The sequence below is a fragment of the Frankia sp. BMG5.60 genome (assembly GCF_059428125.1).
The window spans coordinates 2,121,472-2,142,399 of the sequence record NZ_CM182091.1; the positions used below are offsets into that span (position 1 = coordinate 2,121,472).

At 72.2% G+C, this 20,928-nt stretch carries 22 protein-coding genes; 10 read left to right on the plus strand and 12 right to left on the minus strand.

Going from position 1 to position 20,928, the window contains the following annotated elements; translation table 11 throughout:
- Nucleotides 1–44 precede the first annotated feature (44 nt).
- A complete protein-coding gene (locus AC5R91_RS08495; protein ID WP_495396604.1) occupies nucleotides 45–584 on the minus strand; it encodes a DUF488 domain-containing protein in 540 nt (179 codons plus the stop codon).
- 16 nt (nucleotides 585–600) lie between these two features.
- Between AC5R91_RS08495 and AC5R91_RS08500 the strand changes: the two genes are divergently transcribed.
- Entirely contained in the window at nucleotides 601–726 is a 126-nt protein-coding gene (locus AC5R91_RS08500) for a hypothetical protein (RefSeq protein WP_495396605.1), read from the plus strand.
- Nucleotides 727–757: 31 nt separating this feature from the next.
- On the opposite strand, the gene AC5R91_RS08505 is transcribed toward AC5R91_RS08500, so the two are convergent.
- From AC5R91_RS08505 to AC5R91_RS08520, 4 genes are all read right to left on the minus strand, one after another.
- Nucleotides 758–1,783 carry a hypothetical protein gene (locus tag AC5R91_RS08505; protein WP_495396606.1) on the minus strand — a complete coding sequence of 342 codons (1,026 nt, stop codon included), beginning with the start codon at nucleotides 1,781–1,783 and terminating at the stop codon, nucleotides 758–760.
- 6 nt (nucleotides 1,784–1,789) lie between these two features.
- Nucleotides 1,790–2,896, minus strand: a complete 1,107-nt coding sequence (locus AC5R91_RS08510; RefSeq protein ID WP_495396607.1) for a hypothetical protein — start codon at nucleotides 2,894–2,896, stop codon at nucleotides 1,790–1,792.
- Nucleotides 2,897–3,019: 123 nt separating this feature from the next.
- Nucleotides 3,020–4,030: an alpha/beta hydrolase gene (locus AC5R91_RS08515; protein WP_495396608.1), complete on the minus strand. Its 1,011-nt coding sequence runs from the start codon at nucleotides 4,028–4,030 to the stop codon at nucleotides 3,020–3,022.
- 134 nt (nucleotides 4,031–4,164) lie between these two features.
- Nucleotides 4,165–4,668 (minus strand): MarR family winged helix-turn-helix transcriptional regulator, encoded by a 504-nt coding sequence (locus AC5R91_RS08520; RefSeq protein WP_495396609.1) that lies wholly within the window; start codon nucleotides 4,666–4,668, stop codon nucleotides 4,165–4,167.
- A 216-nt stretch (nucleotides 4,669–4,884) separates the two neighbouring features.
- On the opposite strand from AC5R91_RS08520, the gene AC5R91_RS08525 reads away from it, so the two are divergent.
- Nucleotides 4,885–5,559: an SDR family NAD(P)-dependent oxidoreductase gene (locus AC5R91_RS08525; RefSeq protein ID WP_495396610.1), complete on the plus strand. Its 675-nt coding sequence runs from the start codon at nucleotides 4,885–4,887 to the stop codon at nucleotides 5,557–5,559.
- A gap of 16 nt (nucleotides 5,560–5,575) precedes the next feature.
- Here AC5R91_RS08525 and AC5R91_RS08530 read toward each other — a convergent pair whose 3' ends face one another.
- From AC5R91_RS08530 to AC5R91_RS08540, 3 genes are read right to left on the minus strand one after another with little or no spacing between them, the layout of a single operon-like run.
- A complete protein-coding gene (locus AC5R91_RS08530; RefSeq protein ID WP_495396611.1) occupies nucleotides 5,576–6,091 on the minus strand; it encodes a levansucrase in 516 nt (171 codons plus the stop codon).
- A gap of 59 nt (nucleotides 6,092–6,150) precedes the next feature.
- A complete protein-coding gene (locus AC5R91_RS08535; RefSeq protein ID WP_495397918.1) occupies nucleotides 6,151–6,543 on the minus strand; it encodes a tetratricopeptide repeat protein in 393 nt (130 codons plus the stop codon).
- Nucleotides 6,461–7,612, minus strand: a complete 1,152-nt coding sequence (locus AC5R91_RS08540) for an ABC transporter substrate-binding protein (RefSeq protein ID WP_495396612.1) — start codon at nucleotides 7,610–7,612, stop codon at nucleotides 6,461–6,463. Before AC5R91_RS08540 ends, AC5R91_RS08535 begins: the two co-directional genes overlap by 83 nt.
- A gap of 640 nt (nucleotides 7,613–8,252) precedes the next feature.
- On the opposite strand from AC5R91_RS08540, the gene AC5R91_RS08545 reads away from it, so the two are divergent.
- Nucleotides 8,253–8,744 carry an NUDIX domain-containing protein gene (locus AC5R91_RS08545; RefSeq protein ID WP_495396613.1) on the plus strand — a complete coding sequence of 164 codons (492 nt, stop codon included), beginning with the start codon at nucleotides 8,253–8,255 and terminating at the stop codon, nucleotides 8,742–8,744.
- A 102-nt stretch (nucleotides 8,745–8,846) separates the two neighbouring features.
- Nucleotides 8,847–9,329 (plus strand): DUF1707 SHOCT-like domain-containing protein, encoded by a 483-nt coding sequence (locus AC5R91_RS08550; protein ID WP_495396614.1) that lies wholly within the window; start codon nucleotides 8,847–8,849, stop codon nucleotides 9,327–9,329.
- Nucleotides 9,330–9,551: 222 nt separating this feature from the next.
- Here AC5R91_RS08550 and AC5R91_RS08555 read toward each other — a convergent pair whose 3' ends face one another.
- Nucleotides 9,552–10,217 (minus strand): TetR/AcrR family transcriptional regulator, encoded by a 666-nt coding sequence (locus AC5R91_RS08555; RefSeq protein WP_495396615.1) that lies wholly within the window; start codon nucleotides 10,215–10,217, stop codon nucleotides 9,552–9,554.
- Nucleotides 10,218–10,325: 108 nt separating this feature from the next.
- On the opposite strand from AC5R91_RS08555, the gene AC5R91_RS08560 reads away from it, so the two are divergent.
- The 3 genes from AC5R91_RS08560 to AC5R91_RS08570 all read left to right on the plus strand — a co-directional run bounded on the left by AC5R91_RS08560 (nucleotide 10,326) and on the right by AC5R91_RS08570 (nucleotide 13,487).
- Nucleotides 10,326–11,816 carry an NAD(P)/FAD-dependent oxidoreductase gene (locus AC5R91_RS08560; RefSeq protein WP_495396616.1) on the plus strand — a complete coding sequence of 497 codons (1,491 nt, stop codon included), beginning with the start codon at nucleotides 10,326–10,328 and terminating at the stop codon, nucleotides 11,814–11,816.
- 153 nt (nucleotides 11,817–11,969) lie between these two features.
- Complete coding sequence (locus AC5R91_RS08565) at nucleotides 11,970–12,551, plus strand: TetR/AcrR family transcriptional regulator (RefSeq protein ID WP_495396617.1); 582 nt, start codon at nucleotides 11,970–11,972, stop codon at nucleotides 12,549–12,551.
- An 81-nt stretch (nucleotides 12,552–12,632) separates the two neighbouring features.
- Nucleotides 12,633–13,487 (plus strand): mycofactocin-coupled SDR family oxidoreductase, encoded by an 855-nt coding sequence (locus tag AC5R91_RS08570; protein WP_495396618.1) that lies wholly within the window; start codon nucleotides 12,633–12,635, stop codon nucleotides 13,485–13,487.
- Nucleotides 13,488–13,543: 56 nt separating this feature from the next.
- Here the strand turns inward: AC5R91_RS08570 and AC5R91_RS08575 are convergent, their stop codons facing one another.
- The gene (locus AC5R91_RS08575) at nucleotides 13,544–15,295 is read right to left on the minus strand and encodes a tannase/feruloyl esterase family alpha/beta hydrolase (protein WP_495396619.1); all 1,752 of its coding nucleotides are present in this window, start codon (nucleotides 15,293–15,295) and stop codon (nucleotides 13,544–13,546) included.
- Nucleotides 15,296–15,806: 511 nt separating this feature from the next.
- On the minus strand, nucleotides 15,807–16,415 hold the full coding sequence (locus AC5R91_RS08580; protein WP_495396620.1) for a TetR/AcrR family transcriptional regulator: 609 nt from the start codon (nucleotides 16,413–16,415) through the stop codon (nucleotides 15,807–15,809).
- Nucleotides 16,416–16,635: 220 nt separating this feature from the next.
- On the opposite strand from AC5R91_RS08580, the gene AC5R91_RS08585 reads away from it, so the two are divergent.
- From AC5R91_RS08585 to AC5R91_RS08595, 3 genes are all read left to right on the plus strand, one after another.
- Nucleotides 16,636–17,538: an alpha/beta fold hydrolase gene (locus AC5R91_RS08585; RefSeq protein WP_495396621.1), complete on the plus strand. Its 903-nt coding sequence runs from the start codon at nucleotides 16,636–16,638 to the stop codon at nucleotides 17,536–17,538.
- 252 nt (nucleotides 17,539–17,790) lie between these two features.
- Nucleotides 17,791–18,480: a TetR/AcrR family transcriptional regulator gene (locus AC5R91_RS08590; protein ID WP_495396622.1), complete on the plus strand. Its 690-nt coding sequence runs from the start codon at nucleotides 17,791–17,793 to the stop codon at nucleotides 18,478–18,480.
- A gap of 269 nt (nucleotides 18,481–18,749) precedes the next feature.
- Nucleotides 18,750–19,661, plus strand: a complete 912-nt coding sequence (locus tag AC5R91_RS08595; protein ID WP_495396623.1) for an LLM class F420-dependent oxidoreductase — start codon at nucleotides 18,750–18,752, stop codon at nucleotides 19,659–19,661.
- A gap of 180 nt (nucleotides 19,662–19,841) precedes the next feature.
- Here AC5R91_RS08595 and AC5R91_RS08600 read toward each other — a convergent pair whose 3' ends face one another.
- Nucleotides 19,842–20,501 (minus strand): flavodoxin domain-containing protein, encoded by a 660-nt coding sequence (locus tag AC5R91_RS08600; RefSeq protein ID WP_495396624.1) that lies wholly within the window; start codon nucleotides 20,499–20,501, stop codon nucleotides 19,842–19,844.
- Nucleotides 20,502–20,928: the final 427 nt, after the last annotated feature.

The window sequence follows — 20,928 nt, forward strand, 5'->3', positions numbered from 1 at the left end:
GAACCCGATCACTGCAGGGAACCCGGTCACTGCAGGGAACCCGGTCATTGCGCGAACAGGGTGCCGGCGTCGTAGACGAGGAGACCGTCGTCCCGGCGGCGCACGCCGGCGGTCGGGCGGTGCGGGTCGAGGCGGCCGTCGTGGTGCAGGTGGGACACCTGGCCGCCGCGGGCGAGCGTGACGAAATCGGCGATCATCCGGCGGTGGCAGCGCCACCACAGCGTCTCGGCGCACATCACCGCCGTGCGGTCCGCCGCCACCCCTGCCAGCAGCTCATCGACCGCCCCGACGAACTCGGTCGAGCGCATCCAGGCCGCGTAGCCGGCGAACGACCGGTTGACCAGCGCGACATCCGGACAGTCAGCCGGGGCCCGGCGCCGGCCGCCCAGGCGTGGCTCCCAGCGGTAGCGCACTCCGGCCGCGGGCAGCCACCGCTCGATGTTGCTCCGCGCGACCTGCGGGTTGTGCCGGCTCCCCGGTGCCGACCGCACATCCACCAGCAGCGCGACGCCCGCCTCGCGCAGAAGCCCGGCCAGCCGGTCCGCGGCCAGCGTGCCATGGCCGACGGAGAGCAGCAGCGGCACCGGATCCACCCTCCCGGTGTACCCGCCAAGACGGGTGGTGGCCGCGGTCGAGGAGGTCGCCGCCGCGCTCGGGCTCGACACCGGCCTCCTCGGCGAGGTCGTGCAGTCCGGCCCGCTGCCGCTGACCGCCTCCCGGCGCTGAGCCGACCGGTCGGCCATCCCGCCGATGGTGCTCAGGCCGGGTGGAACGGCACCGTGACGGGACGGGCGCCGCGGGGGTCGTCCGCGGGGCGGGCGAGGTCCCGGTCGAAGACCCGGCCGACGGAGTTGCCGGCCAGGTCCTCCAGGACGGGGTCGACGACGAGGCGGTGCGGGCCGGGCGCCCAGCCGTGTCGCGGGGTCAGCCGCCACCACCGCTCCTCGGCGCCGACGTCCGCGACGCCGTCGACGGGCCGTCCGTCGGGCCCGACGACGTGCAGGCAGCGGGCGACCAGGCCGTGGTCGAGCGGACGGCCGAACCCGACCTCCAGCGGTGCGGCGGTGCCGGCGGGCGGGACGCGCAGGGTCCAGGCGTGCGGGTCGACATGGCGGCGCTCGTCGTCGGCGACCTGGTAGCGCCGCTCGGCCCCGGCCCGCAGCCGGCGGCCCCGGGCGTCGCGGAACCCGTCGTCGACCACCAGCCGGAACGGTGCGCCGGACCGCAGGGGGTAGCCGGCCTCGCGGTGCGGGGCGAGACCCCGCTTGATCCGCGCCGGGTCGAGCAGGACGGTGAGCCGGCGCCGGCCGGCGTCCCACAGCTCGTGGTCGGTCGCCAGCAGCGCCCCGGCCAGCACACCGCCGGCGTCGTCGACGAGCCGCACGTGGCCCGCCGCGTAGCCCTCGCTCATCGGTGCGCTGAACCAGACGTAGCCGCGCAGCAGGTTGCGCGGCACGGCCGCCGCGCTCGGGTGGATCGCGAGCACCTCGGTGGTCGCCACCTCGTCGGCACCGGCGCGGGTCAGCTCGGCCACGACGACGCCGTCGACGGTGACGACGTACGCGGTGCCGTCGAGGAAGGGGAAACGCGGCAGGAAGCAGGCGTCGGGGCCGTCGCGCAACAACCGCCCGGCCGTCGGCGGGGCGGTGCCGAGTGTCACGGCGGTGGCCGGCCAGATCCGCACCTGCGCATCCGGCCCCAGCCCGGCCAGCCCAGCCAGCCGGATGCAGTCCGCCCCGCCGTGCCGCGACCACGACACGGCGACCCCGCCACGGTCGGCCACCCCGATCTACAGGGAGGCGGACTTCAACGAGCGCAGGTGCCGCCGCCCGTCGAGGTCGGTCTGCAGGGCCAGCACGTGCTCGCCGTCGAGGTTCGCGAGCCTGATGATGCCCTGTAGATCCGCGGTCTCCCGCGGCACCCCGACCGGCTCGGTGGGCTCGGTCAGCGGGGCCTGGGCGTCGATGTCGCGGCGAGCGATCTTGATCAGGCCGTGTGAGGTGTTCGCGACGAGCAGGTACTCCTCGCCGCCCTGGTCGAAGGAGACCATGTCCAGCGGCTGGTTCATCGCGCCGAGCTCGGCGACGGTGCGCCCGACCACCTTGGTGCCCGGGGCCAGCTCGGCCAGCGGGAAGTGCACGACCGGCGTGCAGGTGTAGCTGGCCAGGATGGCGCGACCGCCGTCGAAGGGCACGAAGGTACGGATCGGCGCCGCCGTCTCCCACTTGCCGTGCGAGACGTGGAAGATCTCCAGGTTGTTGCCTGCCGCGCCGGCGGCGTCGGTGAACGGGAACGGGATCCGCCGCAGCTTGGAGGAGAACTCCTCGTTGGACAGGCCGGCGACCAGCAGCGACCCGTCCACATACGCCATGTCGGTGACCGTCGAGGTGCGGATCGGGCGGCGCAGGATGCGGATCGTGCGGGAGCCGACCGTGATCTCCTCACCCTCGTCGCCGAGGGGCAGGACGACGTCGACACGCTCGTCGTCGGAGGCCGGGGCGTCGGCGATCGCCACCGCCGCGACCGGGACGTCGGTGAGGGGCACGTCGCTGATCGAGGCGTCCGACCGGTCGATGCGCACCAGCACCGCCTGCGCGGACTCGCCGTGGCCGCGCTGGACCGACAGGTAGATGCCGCCCGAGTCCGGGTGGACGGCGAGGTCGCGGATGGCGACGTCGGCCGCGTCGCAGCCCAGCAGCGAGCCGACCCGCGCGTCGACGTCGGCCAGGTCGAACGGTTCCGACCCGGCCGTGCGGCTGCCCGGGTCGGCGACGTCGACCGCGTAGACGGTCGCCGTGGCGTTGTCGGCGAGGAACAGGATCCCCGCCGGGCCGAAGGTGATCGGGCCCGCCGAGCCGAGCTCCGCCCGGCCGACCCGCAGTCCGTACTCGGTCACGTTGATCTCCTCGATCTCCTCGGTCAGGATGAGACGCCGGCGCGACCTTCACAACCTTGTTCACCGGCGAACTGTTCCATCGACGCGCGCCCTGCGAGCCGTCCCGCGAGCGTCCCGCCGACGTCAGGCGGCGGTCAGCAGGCGCCGAAGCCAGTTCAGCCGGGCGGCGGCGCATTCCTGGGAGATCCGTGCCTGCGGCGCGAACAGGGTGAAGCCGTGGAAGCCGCCGGGCCAGACGTGCAGCTCCGTCTGCACCCCGGCCCGCAGCAGGCGGGTGGCGTAGTCGATGTCCTCGTCGCGGAACGTCTCGGCGGATCCGACGTCGACGAACGCCGGCGGCAGGCCGGTCAGGTCGCCGGCCCGCGCCGGCGCCGCGTAGGGGGAGACGTCCGGTCCGCCGACGCCGTCGCCGAGCAGGGCCGCCCAGCCCGTTCGGTTCGACGTGTCGTCCCAGACTCCGAGCCCGGCCATCTGCGCGGCGGACGGCGAGCCGCCGCGGTCGTCGAGCATCGGGCACATCAGGAGCTGGCCGGCCAGCGCCGGGCCGCCGCGGTCGCGGGCGAGCAGCGCCGCCGCCGCCGCGAGGCCGCCGCCTGCGCTGGTACCGGCGAGGACGACCCGCCCGGAGGCCACGCCCAGCTCGCCGGCGTGCGCGGCCGTCCACAGCAGGCCCGCGTAGCAGTCCTCGACCGGCGCCGGGTGCGGGTGCTCCGGGGCCAGCCGGTACTCGACCGAGACGACGACGAGGTGCAGGGCCTGGGCCCAGTCGAGGATCTCCGTGACGCCGGCACGGTTGTCACCCATGATCATGCCGCCGCCGTGGATGTGGTAGACGACCGCCGCCGGGGTCGCGGCCGCCGTCGGCCGGCAGACGAGCAGGCCGACCTCGGGCGCGCCATCCGGGCCGGGCACGGACAGCTCCTGCACCCTGAACGCACCGCCGCGGTGGAGCTCCTCGTCGGGAACGGACGGCGCCGCCGAGGCGGCCCGTAACCTCGGCAGCATCTCGGGGGTGATCGCTGGGGTGAGGAATTTGGCGAGCGGCTCGAGGGCCGCAGCCAGCTCCGGGTCGAACGGCGGCGGCGGGCCGACGGCGGCGGCAGATGACGAGAGCGGCGGATTGCTGACGGTCATCTCTATCTCCTGCTCACCGGATGGGATGCCGGCATCCGAGCCCGGCTGCGACAGACGGTCAGGAACACCGTACGCAGCAAGCGCGGCAGGCGCGGCACTTCCGCCGCCGAACAGCCGCCCGGAGTCCGGGGCTCTTACAGGCAGGGGCCGGACGCGGCCGTGGAGTCCGCGAGCCGGGTGAGCAACGCGCGCAGCAGGCGCTGCTCGTCCGGGCTGAACGCGGCGAGCAGCCGGGCCTCGGCCTCGTCGCGGGCCGCGGCGATGCGCGCCTGCAGCCGCCGCCCCGCCGCGGTCACCTCGGGGATGCGGGCACGCCGATCGCGCGGGTCGAGGCGCCGAACGACGAGCTCGTCGCATTCGAGCCGGTCCAGCAGCGACGTCAGCGTGGTCTTGTCGACGCCGAGCTCCCGGCCGAGCTGGAGCTGGGTGCGGCCGCCCTCGGCGCCGAGCGCGGTCAGCACGATCCAGTCGCGCACGCCGGCGAGGCCGTGCCCGCGGGCGACCGTGTCGAGCTCTCCCCGCATGCGCGCGGCCGCCCGGTTCAGCAACCAGGTGAGGTCCGCGGGCGGCGACCCGGCGGGCTGGCCGGCACCCGGCCCTGCCGACGCCTGCGCGGAGGCAGGCGACGGTGCGGGCACGGGTGCGATCCTAACGGATACCGTCCAGGGCCAAGATGTTCCCATCTCGGACGTTCCGCCCTCGGAGCATCAGCTACAGTGGCCCGCGGCTCCCGCCGCACCGCTTCCCACGACGCACCCGCTTCCCACGACGCACCCGCTTCCCACGACGCACCGCTTGCCGGGACGCACCGCTTGCTGAGACGCACCGCTTGCTGAGACGCAAGGAGAAGGCACATGCCGACCATCGCCATCGTCGGGGCCGGGCCCGGGCTCGGGCTGTCCATCGCGCGCCGCTTCGGCCGGGAGGGCTTCGCCGTCGCGCTGCTGTCCCGCAACCAGGCAAAGCTCGACGACCTCGCCGGCCAGCTCACCCAGGATGGGATCACGGCGGCCGGGTTCGCCGCCGACGTCCTCGACCGGCCGTCCCTCGTCGCCGCGCTCGCCCGCGTCGAGGCGCAGCTCGGCCCGATCGACGTGCTGGAGTACTCCCCCGCGCCGGCCGGGCGGCAGAATGCCGTGAACCCGATCGTCGAAGCACTCGACGTGACGGTGGAGAGCATCCAGCCGGAGATCGAGTACTACGTGTACGGGGCGGTCACCGCCGTCCAGCACGTGCTGCCCGGCATGATCGAGCGTGGCACCGGAACGCTGCTGGTCACCACCGGGGCGTCGTCCGCGCTGGTCTTCCCCCGGATGGGCAACGTCGGCCTCGCGACCGCCGCACTGCGCAACTGGGTGTTGGCGCTCAACGCCACCCTCGCCGACAAGGGTGTGTACGCCGCCCACGTGCCGCTTGCGACCTTCATCGGCCGCGGCGGCCCCGAGACCCAGCCGGACACGATCGCCGAGATCTACTGGGAGCTGTACACCAAGCGCGACCAGGCCGAACGGCTCTACTCGACCCTCTGAACTCTGTCCTCCGAGCTCAGCCGAGGGTCCAGCCCGGGCAGTCGAAGTAACGCTCGCCCTTGTCGATGAGGTGCGACGCGTACAGACGTCCGATGACCGGCCGACCGCGGAAGAAGCCCACCCGGCGCTGTGCCACGTCGGCGACCACGGGACGCGCCGCGCAGGCGAACTGGACTCGCTGGCGGTCCACGGCCCAGGCGGTGGCGGCCGGGTCGACACGGCCGCCGACCAGAACGGGGAACACCGCAACCCCGGTCTGCATCCCCACCGGCAGCCCGCCCTTGTTCGCCTTGGCATAGTGCAGCGCCTGCGCGGTGAAGGTCTCGATGGTGGCGACGGTGATCTCGGGAACGGCTGCGGCGATGGTGAACAGGTGCAGCCTGGTTCCCATCCACTGCAGCCGGAAGTCCGCGCGTCGACCGACGAGAACCGGCGTGCCGGACCAGTCCTCCCAATGCGGACCACAGGCGTCTGCCGCCAGCCTGCCCTCCACCGAAGCCAGATACTCCCGAGCGACCTGTTCGTCCACCATGACGACGAGCCTTTCGCATCGCAGCCGGCCGCATCAGGCACGTGTCGCGAAGGCGACCGTCACCCCACCGTCGTTGACGATGGTGCCAGCGCGGCGGCCAGGCGCAGGTGCGCGTCGCCCTCCGGTCCGCCGGCGCTCTGGCGCTGCAGGGTGCGACCCAGCAACCGGTGGACGTAGGGATCATCGGGAGTCTCGTCGACCAGCGTCTCCAACAGGTGCCGGGCCCGGCCGAGCTGCGCGGAGGCGTAGCAGGCGCGGGCGGCGAGCAGGCGTACCCCGGCGACCTGGCGGCTGATGGCCGGCGCCCGGCCGGCGCCCGGCCGAGCGAGCCGGCGCCGGCACCTGCGCCGGACGGGGCCGGTGGCGCGGTCAGGGGCTGAGCTCGTGGCCGCAGAGGTTCGGTTCCACCACGACGTACCCGCTGCCGGCCGTGTTGGCCTGGACGAAGGAATAGCACGTGGTGGGTCGGGCGGCGCCGGCCCGGAAACTGATCGTGCTGATCAGTCCGTCGGCGTCGTAACTGTTCACCGCGCGCAGGCCGTCGATGAACCCCTGCCGGGTCGGGCAGCTCCCGGCGAGTTGCAGACCGCGCAGGAAGATGTCGGCGCTGATGTAGGAGATCACCGCGATATCCTGCTCGGGCTGGGCGACCTGCGGGGCGAACTGACGCATCGCCGCGAGATAGGCGTTGATCCCCGGTCCGCCAATCTCGAAAGGCTTGTAGAACACCGGCACGGAGATTCCCGCCGCCTGCGGACCGACGGCACGCAGCAATGCGTGGTCGTACCCGTTGGCGGACAGGACGACCTTCGGGTTGTGGCCCGCGGCGCGCAGCACGGTCAGGACGGCGACGAGGTCCTTCGGCTCGATGACGCCGACGATGGTGTCCGCGTGGGCGGCGACGATCCGCCGGGCGACCGCCACCGGATCGTCGACGCCCGTGGTGAAGGTGACCGTGCCCAGAACCTGGACGCCGGCCGCCGCCAGGCTGCGCGCGTACGTCGAGGCCGTGGTGGAGATGCCCGCCGACAGCGCGGTCTGCAGGATCACCGCGCGGCTGCCTCCCTGGTCCCGGACGAAGCGGCCCTGGGTGTCGACGGCCGAGTCGCTGGCCGTGGTGGCGGCGAACATGTTCCGGTCCTGCGACCAGACCTGCTCCGAGGCCAGGCCCGTCACCGGGATGCCCTGCTGGGCGAGGTAGCCGGCGCTGCCCGACGCCGCCACCGACAGCTCGACGACGCCGAAGACCCGCCGCTGGTCGACGAGGTCGCGCGCGGCGATGCCGTTCGCCAGCGGCGAGCCCTGATCGTCGCGCCACTGGTAGACGACGCGGCGCCCGTTGACCCCGCCGGCGGCGTTCACCGCTCCGAGCCGCGCGTCGATCCCCGCCCGAGCCGCCTCGAAGATCGGCGAGACCGGCCCCGAGTCCGGGTACAGCACGCCAAGATCGATCCGGTCGTCGCTCACCCCCGGGCTGGCGCAGGCCGCGACCGACGACGTGTCGCCCGGCCCGCATCCCACGAGCGTGACCCCCGCGACGGCAATCGCGGTGACGACCGCCCAGGCGCGCGGGCAGCGGCGTGTGGATGTCCGGTGGTGCGAGAACACGAGAACCCCTGAACGGCCGTCGTAACAGAAGAGGACGCGACCCGAAAACGGGCGGTGGAAGGCCTGGCTTGTCACACCAATCACGGGGGGACAATCCGCGGGTCGATCAGAAAGACAGAGACCGGAACGAACCATACCAAGTCACCGCCATCGTGATGCGGCCGACCGCACACAGCGAACACACACTCACCAATCGGGGAGAAGATACGCCAGAAACGTCGAATTCCCGTTCCCCGCCATTCACCCGCCGGCCACCGGGTCGTTCTCCGGCCGCCCATCCAAGCACCGGCGGCCCAAAATTCAACCATCCGTTGCCTCGACTGTCCCGACTTTCCCGCAGCACGTGATCACCGTTACAGCAAGAGCCGTCGGGCCTGGTCATGGCGCCCTCCTCGGCCAGGTGCTCCGGGCTCGGGGACGACCAGGAAGGTGCCCAGACGGGAGGCACCGAGCAGGAAAATCCCCCGCGGACTCCCGCGAACTGATGTGACCGTCGTTCCGGGGCTGCGGCCAGGCTGCCGCGCGGCCGTGGACGGCGGATAGCGTCGAGCGGGTGGTCGGAAGCGAGCAGTATGCGGTCCGCGACGAGTACCGGACGCCCGTGGATGTGCTGCTGTTGGTGATGCGCGAGGATCGGCTGCTGCTGACCCGACGGGCCGGGGACATCTACGGCAGCGGGTGGTGGGCGCTGCCCAGCGGACGTCTCGAACCGGACGAGGACGTGGTGACCGCGGCCGTCCGCGAGCTGGACGAGGAGCTGGGACTCCGGGTCGAGGAGGACGACGTCGTCTTCGTCGGCGTCACCCACGCCCTGCCCCCGGACAGCGGCGCCCGGATCGGCTTCGGCTTCCTCGTCGCCCGGTGGGCGGGTGAACCGACCATCCGGGAGCCCGAGCTGTGCTCGGCGCTGCAGTGGTCAGTGCCCGACGAGCTGCCGGAGCGGACACTGCCCTACACCCGAGAGATCGTCCGCCTGCATGTGCAGGGCGAATACTTCTCCCGACCCGGCTGGCCGCCGAGCGGCAGGCCCCACCCGACGGGCTGAGAAGCGGACCACAGGCGGCCGGCTTGGCTGCACCCGCAGCGAAGCCGGGACATCCGACATAACGTGGATATGGGTGGTGCAACCTCCAGCGGAGGAGCGGTGATGACGGACGACGCACGGGATCTCGGCACCTCGAAGAACGGACCCACCGGCGCTGTTGAACGCACCGGCGCTGTACGGGCCAGCGACGCGGACCGGACGCGCACCGCCGACTGGCTTGCCTGGGCGGCCGGAACCGGGCAGCTCACCCTGGACGAGGCGGATGAGCGGCTGGCCCGCGCCTACGCGGCCCGCACCCTCGGCGAGCTCGCCCCGCTCACCGCGGACCTGCAGCCCAGGCCGCAGCCCGTCGCGCCGCCGGCACAGCGGCCCGGCCTGCGCGATCGACTGCACGGGCTCGAGCTGGTCGGCTCGCCGCACGCCGTGATCCCGGTCGCGATCCTCGCCCTTGTTCTGACCTTGTCGGTCGTGACGCACGGCGCCCTGTGGTTCCCCTGGCCCTTCCTCGTCGTCGCCATGGTCGCCGGCAAGGCCCACCACCGCCATCACCACACACCGGGACCTCACCGACGTCGGGACCACTGATACCCCGTCCCTCCGATACCCCGTCGCTCCGACAGCACCCGGTCGACGAGGGTCCTGCCCGGCGTGCGGATTGGTCGCGGGTTGCCTTCCCCGGTGCAGTGGCAGTCAGGCGGCGGCCGGCTCGGGCCGCAGGTCCTCGCGGCGAAGGTCCATGAGGAGCCCGTCGTGGAAGCCCGCGACGGCGCGGATCGCGCCACACTCATCTAACCAGGATGGGTGCAATCAGGGCTGACCGTAGCCGCGGACGAACAGCCGGACGCAGGACTGCAGCGCGGCGTCGAGTTCCCGCTCGTCCGGGTCGGCGGAGGCGGCGCCGGCGATGGCGCCGAGCGCGGTGAGCTGCCAGCCGGTTCCCCAGACGAGCGCGATGAACTGGCCCGCGGCACGAGTCGGATCGTCGAGGTAGAGCCCACCGCCATGCGCCAGGCGGGCGAGCACGCCGGTCACCTCGGCGAACACGGGCGCTGCGACCTGGTCGCGCCAGAGCGCGAGCAGCTCCGGCTGGCGCTCGCCCTCCGCCTGCAGGAGTCGGCGCAGCGTGGCGGCGCGCGGGTTGCGGGCGATGGCGAGCAGCCGGCGGGCGAGATCGTTGAGGCAGGTCTCGGCGTCGCGCAGGGGCCCGTGAAAGCCCGAGCTCGCCTCGCGCAGCACGTCGAGGGTGGCGGCCAGATGCGCGTTGACGACGGCGCGGAACAGCGTCTCCTTGTCCCCGAAGTGGTTGTAGACGGTCTGCCGCGACACGGGCGTCGCGGCGGCGATCTCGTCCAGGGTCGTGGCCGCGTACCCCTGCCGGACGAACAGGCCGAGCGCCACCTCCATGATCGCCTCCCGCTTGGCGGGAAGCCCGCGCCGGGTCGACCGGGAGGACCTGGTGGCATCGGCTGACACCCGCCCAGGTTATCTTTGGACGGTAGCGTCCAACCTCCTAGACGCCACCGTCCATCTATCCGAGGTTGGACCTCGCGCGTCACCCCAGTCGTCGATCAAGGAGGCCATGTGCCCACACCCGACCATCCTCAGACAGTGATCATCGGGGCCGGCCCCGCCGGGCTGACGGCCGCCTACGAGCTCGCGAGCCGCGGCGCGCCCGTCTCGGTCTTCGAGGCCGACGACGTGGTCGGCGGAATCAGCCGGACCGTCGTACGCGACGGTTGGCGTTTCGACATCGGCGGGCACCGGTTCTTCACCAAGGTGGCCCGAGTCGACGACCTGTGGCGCGAGATCCTGACTGAGGACGACTTCCTTCTACGCCCCCGGATGAGCCGGATCTACTACCGGGGAAAGCTTTACGATTACCCGCTGCGACCCCTGAACGCGCTGCGCAACCTCGGGCTCGGGGAGGCGACTCTCGCCGTCGGTTCCTACCTGCGGGCGCGCATCCGGCCGCCGCGGGACCAGGACGCGAACTACGAATCCTGGCTGGTATCCCGGTTCGGCTGGCGGCTCTATCGCACCTTCTTCAAGACGTACACAGAGAAGGTGTGGGGGATTCCGGTCAGCCAGATGCCCGCCGACTGGGCGGCGCAGCGGGTCAAGAATCTGTCCCTGGCGGCGGCGATCAGGGATGCGATTCGTCCCGGCCGGAACCGGAATGAGATCACGAGCCTCATCGAGGAGTTCCACTACCCCAAGTACGGACCGGGGATGATGTGGGAGGAGGCCGCCCGCAAGGTCGAGAAGATGGGCGGGACGCTGACGATGACCGCCACGGTCACCGCGGTGCATCGGGAGAACGGTCGCGCGGTCGCCGTGACCGTCACCTCCGGGTCCGGGGATCGGCACCGGCTGCCCGCCGATCACGTGATCTCCTCGACGCCACTGTCGACGCTCATCACGAGCATGGATCCGCCCGCGCCCACGTCGGTCCTCGAAGCAGCCCGGGACCTGCGGTATCGCGACTACCTGACCGTCGCCCTCGTCGTCCCGCGGGAGTTCGGCTTCCCGGACAACTGGATCTACATTCATGATCCGGGCGTGCGGGTGGGCCGGATCCAGAACTACGGCTCCTGGTCGCCCTTCCTGGTGAAGGAGGGACGGACCTGCCTGGGCCTGGAGTTCTTCGTCTTCGAGGGCGACGACATGTGGACCAAACCCGACGACCAGCTCATCGCCCAGGCGACCGCGGAACTCGAACTCCTCGGCCTGGCCCGCCCCGGCGCCGTCGAGGCCGGGTACGTCGTGCGCGTCCCGAAGGCATATCCCACCTACGACCAGCATTACCAGCGCAACGTCGAGATCATGCGGGAATGGCTCGCGGAGAATGCTCCCAACGTGCATCCCGTCGGCCGCAACGGCATGCACCGGTACAACAATGCCGACCACTCGATGCTGACGGCGATGCTCGCCGTCGAAAACATCCTCGACGGCGCGAAGCACGACGTCTGGACCGTCAACGTCGAACAGGAATACCACGAGAAGCGGTCCACGGGCGGCACCGGAAGGACCACGGGAACCGGCCGCGACGCTCCCGTGATTCCCCGCGGCTGACCGTGCACCTCGGCGGACCGGTCTGCCCAGAGATGACCCGCATTGACCTGGATCGATGCAGTAGGTATCAGTAGACGACAGGTGTCCGTTAGGTCTAGCGTCGGGCGGGTGAGCCCGGAAAGCGAACCCAGCCGCGGCGCACGCCAGCGTCCGATGGTCGACAACACGGACCCGAGGGCGGTGCGCACGCGGGAGCGGCTGGTGGCCGCCTTCCACGAGGCGGTGCGGGTGGCGAATCCGAGCGAGATGTCGGTCAGCGCGCTCGCCCGCGAGGCCGGGATCAACCGCACGTCGTTCTACACGCACTTCGCCTCGCCGGAGGATCTGGCGATCTACGCACTCAGCGAGGTGTTCGACGTGGTCGAGGACGCCGACATCGCGATGCGCACGCGGCCCAGCGTCAGCGCCGCCGAGGCGAGTCAGCGTGCGCTGCGGGACATCGTCCACTTCGTCGACTCCCACCGCGCCGTCTATGCCCGCCTGCTGGGGCCCGGCGCGGCGCCCCGGCTGGTGCAGGCGATCGCCGACGCGTTCACCGAGCACACCGTCGAGGCGCTGGCGCGGATGGACAGCCGCCCGCCGGGGGTCGACATCACCCTCACCGCGCGCTTTCTCGCTGGCGGGTTGCTCGGCGTCCTCGGGCGCTGGCTCGCCGATCCACCGGAACGCTGGCCGCCCGAGCGCCTGATCGACGCGCTCGTGCTCTGTCTGCCGGGCTGGCTCGTCGCCGGCTGACCCAGGTCGGGCCGGCGCGAACGCCGAGCCCGCACCTCCGAACACCAGATCCATGCCGATGAGACACGAGGAGTGGCGCAGATGGGAATGCTCGAGGGCAAGGTCGCACTGATCACCGGTGGTGCACGCGGACAGGGTCGGGCGCACGCGGTCACCTGCGCGCGCGAGGGCGCCGACGTCGTCATCGTCGACATCACCGAGCAGCTCTCGACGGTGGCGTACAAGATGGCGGTCCAGGCCGACGTCGACGAGACCGTGGCCCAGGTCGAGGCCCTCGGCCGCCGGGCGCTGGCCATCGAGGCGGACGTCCGGTCGCAGTCGGCGCTCGACGACGCGGTCGCGCAGGCCATCTCCGAGTTCGGCAAGATTGACATTCTGATCGCCAACGCCGGCATCTGGACGCAGGCACCCTTCTGGAAACTCACCGAGGACCAGTGGGAGCAGATGATCAGCGTCAATCTGACCGGGGTGTGGAAGTCCGCCAAGGCGGTCACCCCGCACATGATCGAGCGCCGGAGCGGCTCGATCGTCATCACCTCGTCGGTCAACGGCCTGGAACCCGGCCAGAACTACGCCCACTACGTCTCCGCGAAGCACGGCGTCATCGGTCTGATGAAAAACATCGCGTTGGAGCTGGCCCGCTACGGGATTCGCTGCAACTCCATCAACCCGGGTGCGATCCTGACCCCGATGACCGACCACCAGGCCGCCTGGGACATGTTCGCCGGCCACCCCGGCGGCACCGAGGCGGACATGATCGAGGGCGGCTACCACTACGGCGCGCTGAAGGGCACGACCTTCCTGGACCCGCAGACCATCGCCGACACCTCGCTCTACCTGAATTCCGACCTGGCGGCGAACGTCACCGGCGTGACCATCCCCGTCGACGCCGGCCACCTGCTCATCCCCGGCGTCAACGCGAACCCCGCCAGGTAACCGGGGGTCCGCGATCCGCGGCCGGCGCAGGTCCGACCACGGATCGCGGATCGGGGTCAGGCGGAGCAGCGCCAGTTCTTCGCGTCGAGGGCGTCGAGGTGACGGGGGTTGTCAGCGCCGCCGAGGAAGATCGGATGGGCGGGGTACGGGCAGAGCAGGAAGTCGGCCTTCGGCTGGTTGGGGGCCGAGCGCACGACGATCGTCCGCGGAGCCTGGCCGTGCTCGACCCAGTCGGCGAGAGCGGCGAGACCCTGCGCCGGGGTGTCCTGGGCGCCGGGTCCGCCGAAGCAGTGGAACAGGCCGGGGACGGTGAACAGCCTGGCCCAGCGCTGGGTGTCGCCGTAGCCGTGCTGGTGGGCGGCCACCTTGCCGTACAGGCCGATGGTGTCGAACACGGAGATGCCGTTGTCGCTGGCGCCGTGCCAGATCAGCAGCTTGCCGCCGGCGTCGCGGAAGCGGTCGTAGGAGTCGGCGGCGGCGTTCTGGTCGGGGAAGACCTGGTCGAACGTCGTCGCCCAGGACTGCGGGTCGGTCGGGTCGGCGAAGTCGAACTGGGTGCGGAAGTCGTAGTCGGCGCCGAACAGCGCCCGCGTCACGGTGTCGAACAGGATCAGGGCGGGCGGCGGCTGCGTCCCCCAGGTCGAGGGCGGCTGCGTGCCGGTCAGGAACGCCGACCAGCCGGTGACGTTGGACGCGGAGAAGCCGGGGTAGGAGCGGTCGCCGACCTTCAGCTCGCCGGTGATCAGGCGCAGCAGGTCGAGCTGCGCCGGGGTGAACAGGCCGTAGGGCGCGAAGTCGGTGTCGATGACGCCGGGATCGCGGATGAAGCCGTCGGCGGCACCGTCGCGGGCGTCGTACTTCGCGATCAGCGCCTTTTCGAGCTGCCCGAGCTGGTCGGGCGACACCCACGCGTCGGAATGGGCCAGCAGGTACGAAACGATCTGGCCGAACTTGAGGATGTTGAGGCTGTTCGAACCGGGGGCGCCCGCGAGCACTCCGTCGTACTCGGTCGGGTACAGCGACGCTTCGACCAGGCCCATCCGGCCGCCACCGGAGCAGCCGCTGATGTAGCGATGCAGGGCCCCGGCCTGGGTCGGCAGGCCGTAGTAGGCACGGGTGATCGCCTGGGTGGCGACGGTGGTGACATGCACGCCGCGGCTCGCCCAGTCGAGGGCCTTCGTACGGTCGACGGCGAACCGGTAGTCGAGCACCGAACCCTGGTTGCCGGCGTCGGTGCCGGCCTGAGCCCAGCCCGCGGCGAGCTGCGCCTCGTCGATCGGCGGGATGGAACCGGCGGCGCCGCCGATGCCGTTGAACAGGTACCGGCCGACGAACCTGTCCGGCAGCGCCGCGGAGAAGTTGACGTGGTTGCCGCCGGCGGGGCCGGAGGTGGCGACGTAGCCGTCCACCTTGCAGTAGCGGGTGGCGGTGTTCGGCGTGGTCGCGGCCGCGGCCGCGGTGATCGTCGTGTCGGCGCCGACGGTGCGTTGCAGCGCCGCGGCGTCGCAGCCCGGCCGGGCTGCCGCCGCCGGGACCGCCGCCGGGGTGGCGGGTTCCGCGGCGAGCGCCGGCGCGACACCCGCGCCCACGCCGAGGACGAGGGCCGCGCCGACGGCCAGCAGGGTGCGGACGGTGCGGGGATGCGAGTGCTGAGTCCGGGCGGCGGAGAGTACGTCGACAGATAAGCCGGTAGGTGACCCGGCGGCTGGTGCGGCCGGTAACAGCCGATGTTCGCGACGGCGGATGGACCGGGCGTGGAAGCGGCTCCGGCCAAGTCTCGGCCAGCGCGTCGGGTGTCGTCTCGACACGTTTCATCTCCCTGGGGTCGGGGTCGGGGGACTGATTTCGGCTGGGAGCCGGAGACGGCCCCCTGGCCAGGCTCCCCATTGCGGTCGGACGCCGGAAAACCCAGGGCGGGGCATCCCGTCCATGGCCGGAAATCCTCCACACGGAGAACCCAAAGCGCAGGAGATCGGTCGTCCCGGACATTGATCACCATCGCGCGGGCACAGCGTATGGCCGTCCGAAACGCCGGGTCAACGGCGTTCACCAAAATCTCACCCGAAAGAGCGGGCCCGGAGGATTCCCGCGTGTCGCGGAACGGCGCCAGGGTGCGTATCGGCCTGTGATCAAGGAATGGCGTGCGGGAGCGCCTTGATCCACGTCATCAGAGGCGCGACGCCCGGGGACGGGCGGGACAGCGGCCAGAGGTCCCGTCGGTAGCGAGCGTGCCGATCAGACTTGGGGCCTCGATCTGTAGCAGTCGGCGCGCGGACGGGATGCGGACGGGATGCGGACGGGATGCGGACGGGAGCCGGATCAGGACGAGGCGTCGTGCTCGGCGGGGAGGGCGTGGGCGACGCCGTCGAGCACCATGTCGAGGCCGGCGGCGAAGTCGGCGGCGGCGCGCTCGCGGGCCGGGTCGGATGCGGGCGTCAGCAGCGCGCCGGAGGTGTAGAAGAACAGCGTGCGCAGAACCCGGTCGGCGCCGTCGGGGGTGAAGCCGGTCTGGGTGAGCGCCGCGTGCAACGGGTGGTAGAGGCGGGCGGTGATGGGGTCGTCGGCGTGCGCCGCGAGATGGGCCGCGAGGCCCCGGCAGCTCCCGACGACCTCGTGCATCCGGAGCAGGAACGTGCGCAGCCGGGGGCGCCAGTCCGCGTCGGGCGTGTCGGCGTCGAGGACCCGCGTGTACAGCTCGGCGGTCACCAGGCGGAGCAGGTCGTCCTTGGTCGCGACGTGCTTGTAGGTCGCGCCGAGCGATACCCCGAGGGACTGGGACAGGCGGCGCATCGTCAGCCCCTCGACGCCATCCCGCTCGATGATCGACAGCGCGGACGCGACGATCTCGGCCTCGCGCAGGACACCCTGGCGGGGGGCTCGGGGCTCGACGGTGCGGGCGCCCCGCGCGGCGTGCGGGTCGCGGTCCATCCGCTCAGCGTACGAGGCGCCCCGCCAGGCCCGAACGGATCCACCCGGCCAGCCACCCGGCCAACTATCCGGGCAGCCGTCCCAGCAGCGGGTACCGGCGCGGATGCGATCCGTGCTGGACGTACGGCGCAGCCCGTGGTTCCCTTCTACAAGACGTAGAAGCTGTGGCACCGGACACAGGCTCCGGGCGCAGGCTCCGGACACGCGGAAGGCGGCCGGCATGGCGGAGATCGAGCTGTCCACCGGAACGATCGACTACGAGGACACCGGCGGGCCCGGACCCGTCCTGGTGCTGCTGCACGGACTGCTGATGGACGCCTCCCTGTGGGCCGGCCCGGTCGCGGAGCTCGCCGGCGATCATCGCTGCGTGGTCCCGACCCTGCCCATGGGGGCGCACAGCCATCCCATGCACCCCGACGCCGACCTCTCGCTGCCCGGCCTCGCCCGCCTCGTCGCGGAACTGCTCGAGCGGCTGGACCTGCACGACGTCACCCTCGTCGGCAACGACACCGGCGGCGCGCTGGTGCAGCTCGTCGTGCGGGACGGCGCCGCGCGGGTGGGCCGGATCGCGCTCGTCTCCTGCGAGGCGTTCGACAACATCCCGCCGAGCCTGACCGGGCGGACGCTGGCCCTGGCCGGAAAGCTGCCCCCGGCGCTGTTCGGCCTGGTCGTGCAGCAGATGCGGCTGCGGCCGATGCGCCGCGCGCCGATCGCCTTCGGCTGGCTGACGGCCCGCGGGGACGCCGCGACCGCCCGATGGATGCAACCGCTGCTGCGCCGCGGCGAGACCCGTGGGGGCATCCGCCGCGACACCGTGCGGGTGCTGCGCTCGCTGCGCCCGGCGCGGGAGCTCCTGCTCGACGCGCCCGCCTACCTGCCGAGCTTCACCGGCCCCGCGCTGGTGGCGTGGGCCGCCGAGGACCGGGTGATGCCGCCCGAGCACGGCCGCCGCCTCGCCGAACTTCTCCCCCAGGGCCGGCTGGTCGAGGTCGCCGACACCCGCACGCTCCTCCCCCTGGACCAGCCGGCCGAGCTCGCCAAGATCCTTCGCGACTTCGTCAACGCCGGCGCCGGCGCCGGCACCGGCACCGGCAACGCCGCCGACGCCAGCGACGGCGGCTGACGCCAGCGGCTGCGGCTGCGGCTGCGGCGACGGCGACTGACGCGGCTCCTCGGCCCGCATTATCGGCGACCGTTTCGGGAAGGTCATCCCCCGCGTCTGGTCGGGCCGGGTGGGCGGTCGGGGACGCGGGAAGGCGTGTTTTCCCGGTCCGGGGAGACCCGCATCGACCCTCCGACGAGGCGGTCGGTAGCATCGGGCGTCCCAGACCCCGTCCGACGACGCCGACGGCCCCCAGCAGGAGGCAGGGCTGCCATGTCCCGTGCGCAGGACCTGACGGCGTCCGACAAGGGAGCCCGGTCCGACGAGGAGTCGCAGTCCGACGCCCGACGGCGCCGCATCGGCCGGCCGCTCGCCTACGCGCCCGAGGAAGAGCGCTCGATGATGATCCGGGCGGCGTACCGGGTGCTGGCTCGCGCGGATACGGGCTCCGTCACCGTCAGTGAGATTCTCACCGAGGCGCAGCTTTCGACCCGGTCGTTCTACCGGCACTTCAAGTCGAAGGACCAGCTCCTGCTGTCGATGTTCGAAGAGGAGAGCGAGAGGGCGACGGCCCAGCTCACGGAGCGGTTGGCCAGCGCGCCCGATCCGTACACGGCCATCGGCGAATGGATCCGCTTCTACATCCAGCTCGCGTTCGAACCGCGGCGGCATCGCCGGACCCTCGTCATGCAGACGCTCGAGCTTCACCGCGTCGCCGGGTACGCCGAGGCGCTCGCGCGGCATCAGGAGCTGAACAGGGCCCCGCTCGTCCGAGCCCTCGAGGCCGGCGCCGCGGCGGGCACCTTCCGACACACCCGGCCGGCAACTGATTCAATTATGATCCAGGACATTGTCAGCAATGTCCTTCTACGGCGTCGCGACGGCATCGAGAAGAATGACGGTGAAACCGTCATGGCCACGATCTACGAGTTCCTGAGTCGGGCCATCGGCGTGCAGCACTGACCCGATTCCTGGATCGGCCGAATGCGAGTACGCGTCGCTGCGCGGCGGCCGCACGCGAATGCCGCGGGCGGCCGTGATCCTTCCCCGGCCGGTGGTCCCACCTGGGCCGAACATGGCCGCCGGGGGCATCCGAGCACGGAACGGCATAGGCTGACCTGGTCCGCCGCGCGGCCACCCGACAATGGGACCGCGCATTACTCGGACACCTGTCGAACGATGCAGGACGCAGTGCGACCAGGACGACCGAAAGGCAGACCATGAAGTTCGGCGTGCAACACGGCATCGGTGACCCGCGGTGGCGGCCCGAGGTACTGGACCAGCGGAACATCACCCCGTGGGTGCGTGCGGCCGAGGAGAGCGGGTGGTCCGGCATCGCCTTCACCGATCATCCGGCGCCGTCCACAAAATGGGCGAACGCCGGCGGCGAGGGCAGTTCCGAGCCTTTCTCGTCCCTGGCCTTCTGCGCCGCGCTGACCGAGGACATCACGTTGATCACCCTGGTGACCGTGCTGCCCTACCGTAATCCGTTATTCACCGCTCACCAGATCCGCACGCTGGACCGGCTGAGCGGGGGACGACTCGTCGTCGGCGTCGGCACCGGATATCTGCGGGGCGAGTTCCGCGCCTCCGGCGCCGATTTCGACCGACGGCGCGAGCTGTTCGACGAGGCGCTGGAGATTCTCACCAGGGACGCCGCCGTCGAGGAGATCTCCCACCGGGGAATCGGCTTCGAGACGTCCGGCACCGCGCTGCGACCGCCGTCGATCCAACGACCGCACCCGCCGCTGTGGGTACACGCGAACAGCAGATGGGGCCTGGATCGGGCGGCCCGCTTCGGCGGCGGCGCCCTGCTCACCCTCACCACCGAGACTCTGGCCGGCACCATCCGGACCGCCCACGTGCCCGACTCGGCCGCCGTCGGCGAGCGCATCGACAGGCTGCGCGACGCCACGACCGCCGCCGGGCGTGACCCGGCCGAGGTCACCGTCGCCCTCGGCGGGGTCCTGTCCCTGCTCGACGTCCGTCAGGGATGGAACGCCGACCAGGTCCGCGCCGACATCGCCGAATACGAGAGCCTCGGCGTGGACTGGCTCATCTTCAACGTGATCGGCGACGATCCCGCCGCGTCCGAGGAGACGGTGCGCCGCTTCGGCGAGGAGATCATCCTTGCCAAGGGCTGACCGCGCCCGGCCGGTTTTCCGCCCGCACGGAAAACCGGCCCGCGGCGGTCGGTCAGGTGCCGAGCAGCCGGTCGAAGATGCGCAGCAGGATGTTCTCCCGCACCCGCTCGTCGACCCCGCCCGCCGCTGCGCGGTAGGCCCGAGGACGGGCGGAGGGACGTCGGCGCTCGGGGCGCGCGGCTATCCGGTCACCCAGTAGTCGGCGTCGTCGGCGGAGCCGGGGACCACGTCCGACGACGGGCGAGGTCGGGGGGCCGCGCCGACCAGCCGCATCCGGGCCTGCCGATGGTTGCGCCAGCCGGCCCCGGCCCCGGCGCCGGAACCGGGCCCCCAGGCCGGCACGGCCCGCAGGACACGCGGGGGGGCCGCGGCGACCACGGCGTCGGCGAACACCGCGAGCTGCTCCGGACGGCGCCAGGTCCCGGCCGTCGCCCGGGCGGCAGCGGCGGCCGGATGAGCGGCGGCGCCGGCGCGTCGGGGTCCGTCGAAGGTCACCATGCCCCGGGCTCCGATCAGCGTCGCGAGCTCGGCGAGCTGCGCGGCCGGCTGCGGACCCCCTGGCTCTCCCCCGCCGCGCGGGTCGCTGGTGACCAGCCACACCGGTAGCCGGGACAGCCCGGCGCGGCGCCGGCGCACGAGCCGACGGGCGTCGCAGGCCCACCGCCCGGCAAACAGCGCCCCGGCGACGATCACCGCGTCGTAGGACGCCACCTCCCGCACCTGCCGCGCCGGCAGCACGTCGGCGTCCAGACCGCGGGCGGCCAACGCCGCGCCGATCATCGCGGCCAGGTCGCCGGCCCCGCCACACCCGGTTCCGAACGCCACCAGAGCTCGCGTCATCGCACCCCTCCCAACCTTGCGTCCAGGGCCGTCGAGGCGGACCGCACGCGATCGACTCGAGCCCGTAACCCAGTGGACATCCGTGGCGGGGCACACACCATCTGTCGAACGTCACGTCCGGCGGGCCATCCGGACCCAGTCCGACGGGCACGGTCGGACCCCGATGGACCGCCGCGGGTCGACACCGGGTCACGACGCGCCGGCGGTGGTTGCCCCGGTCACACCCCCGGGCACCCGGTGTCGGGCGGCCGAGGCGGCGGCCCGGACGGTCCCGACCGCCCCGACCGCCGGCGGACCGCATCGGCTGGCGCCAGCCCGCCCCGCCGACCGTCACGAACACGACCGGGCGGCACCGCCGTGCCGGTGGCGGCGGGTCAGCGGCAGCGGGTCAGGGCGGCGGGTCAGCGGCGGCGGGTCAGCGGCGGCG

Excerpts from the sequence above, each read along its gene's own strand:
- AC5R91_RS08590 (WP_495396622.1), top strand. The coding sequence starts at position 17,791 with ATGTCCCGTGCGCAGGACCTGACGGCGTCCGACAAGGGAGCCCGGTCC.
- AC5R91_RS08580 (WP_495396620.1), bottom strand. The coding sequence starts at position 16,415 with ATGGACCGCGACCCGCACGCCGCGCGGGGCGCCCGCACCGTCGAGCCC.
- AC5R91_RS08550 (WP_495396614.1), top strand. The coding sequence starts at position 8,847 with ATGACGGACGACGCACGGGATCTCGGCACCTCGAAGAACGGACCCACC.
- AC5R91_RS08585 (WP_495396621.1), top strand. The coding sequence starts at position 16,636 with ATGGCGGAGATCGAGCTGTCCACCGGAACGATCGACTACGAGGACACC.
- AC5R91_RS08530 (WP_495396611.1), bottom strand. The coding sequence starts at position 6,091 with ATGGTGGACGAACAGGTCGCTCGGGAGTATCTGGCTTCGGTGGAGGGC.
- AC5R91_RS08565 (WP_495396617.1), top strand. The coding sequence starts at position 11,970 with ATGGTCGACAACACGGACCCGAGGGCGGTGCGCACGCGGGAGCGGCTG.
- AC5R91_RS08600 (WP_495396624.1), bottom strand. The coding sequence starts at position 20,501 with ATGACGCGAGCTCTGGTGGCGTTCGGAACCGGGTGTGGCGGGGCCGGC.
- AC5R91_RS08570 (WP_495396618.1), top strand. The coding sequence starts at position 12,633 with ATGGGAATGCTCGAGGGCAAGGTCGCACTGATCACCGGTGGTGCACGC.
- AC5R91_RS08515 (WP_495396608.1), bottom strand. The coding sequence starts at position 4,030 with ATGACCGTCAGCAATCCGCCGCTCTCGTCATCTGCCGCCGCCGTCGGC.
- AC5R91_RS08525 (WP_495396610.1), top strand. The coding sequence starts at position 4,885 with ATGCCGACCATCGCCATCGTCGGGGCCGGGCCCGGGCTCGGGCTGTCC.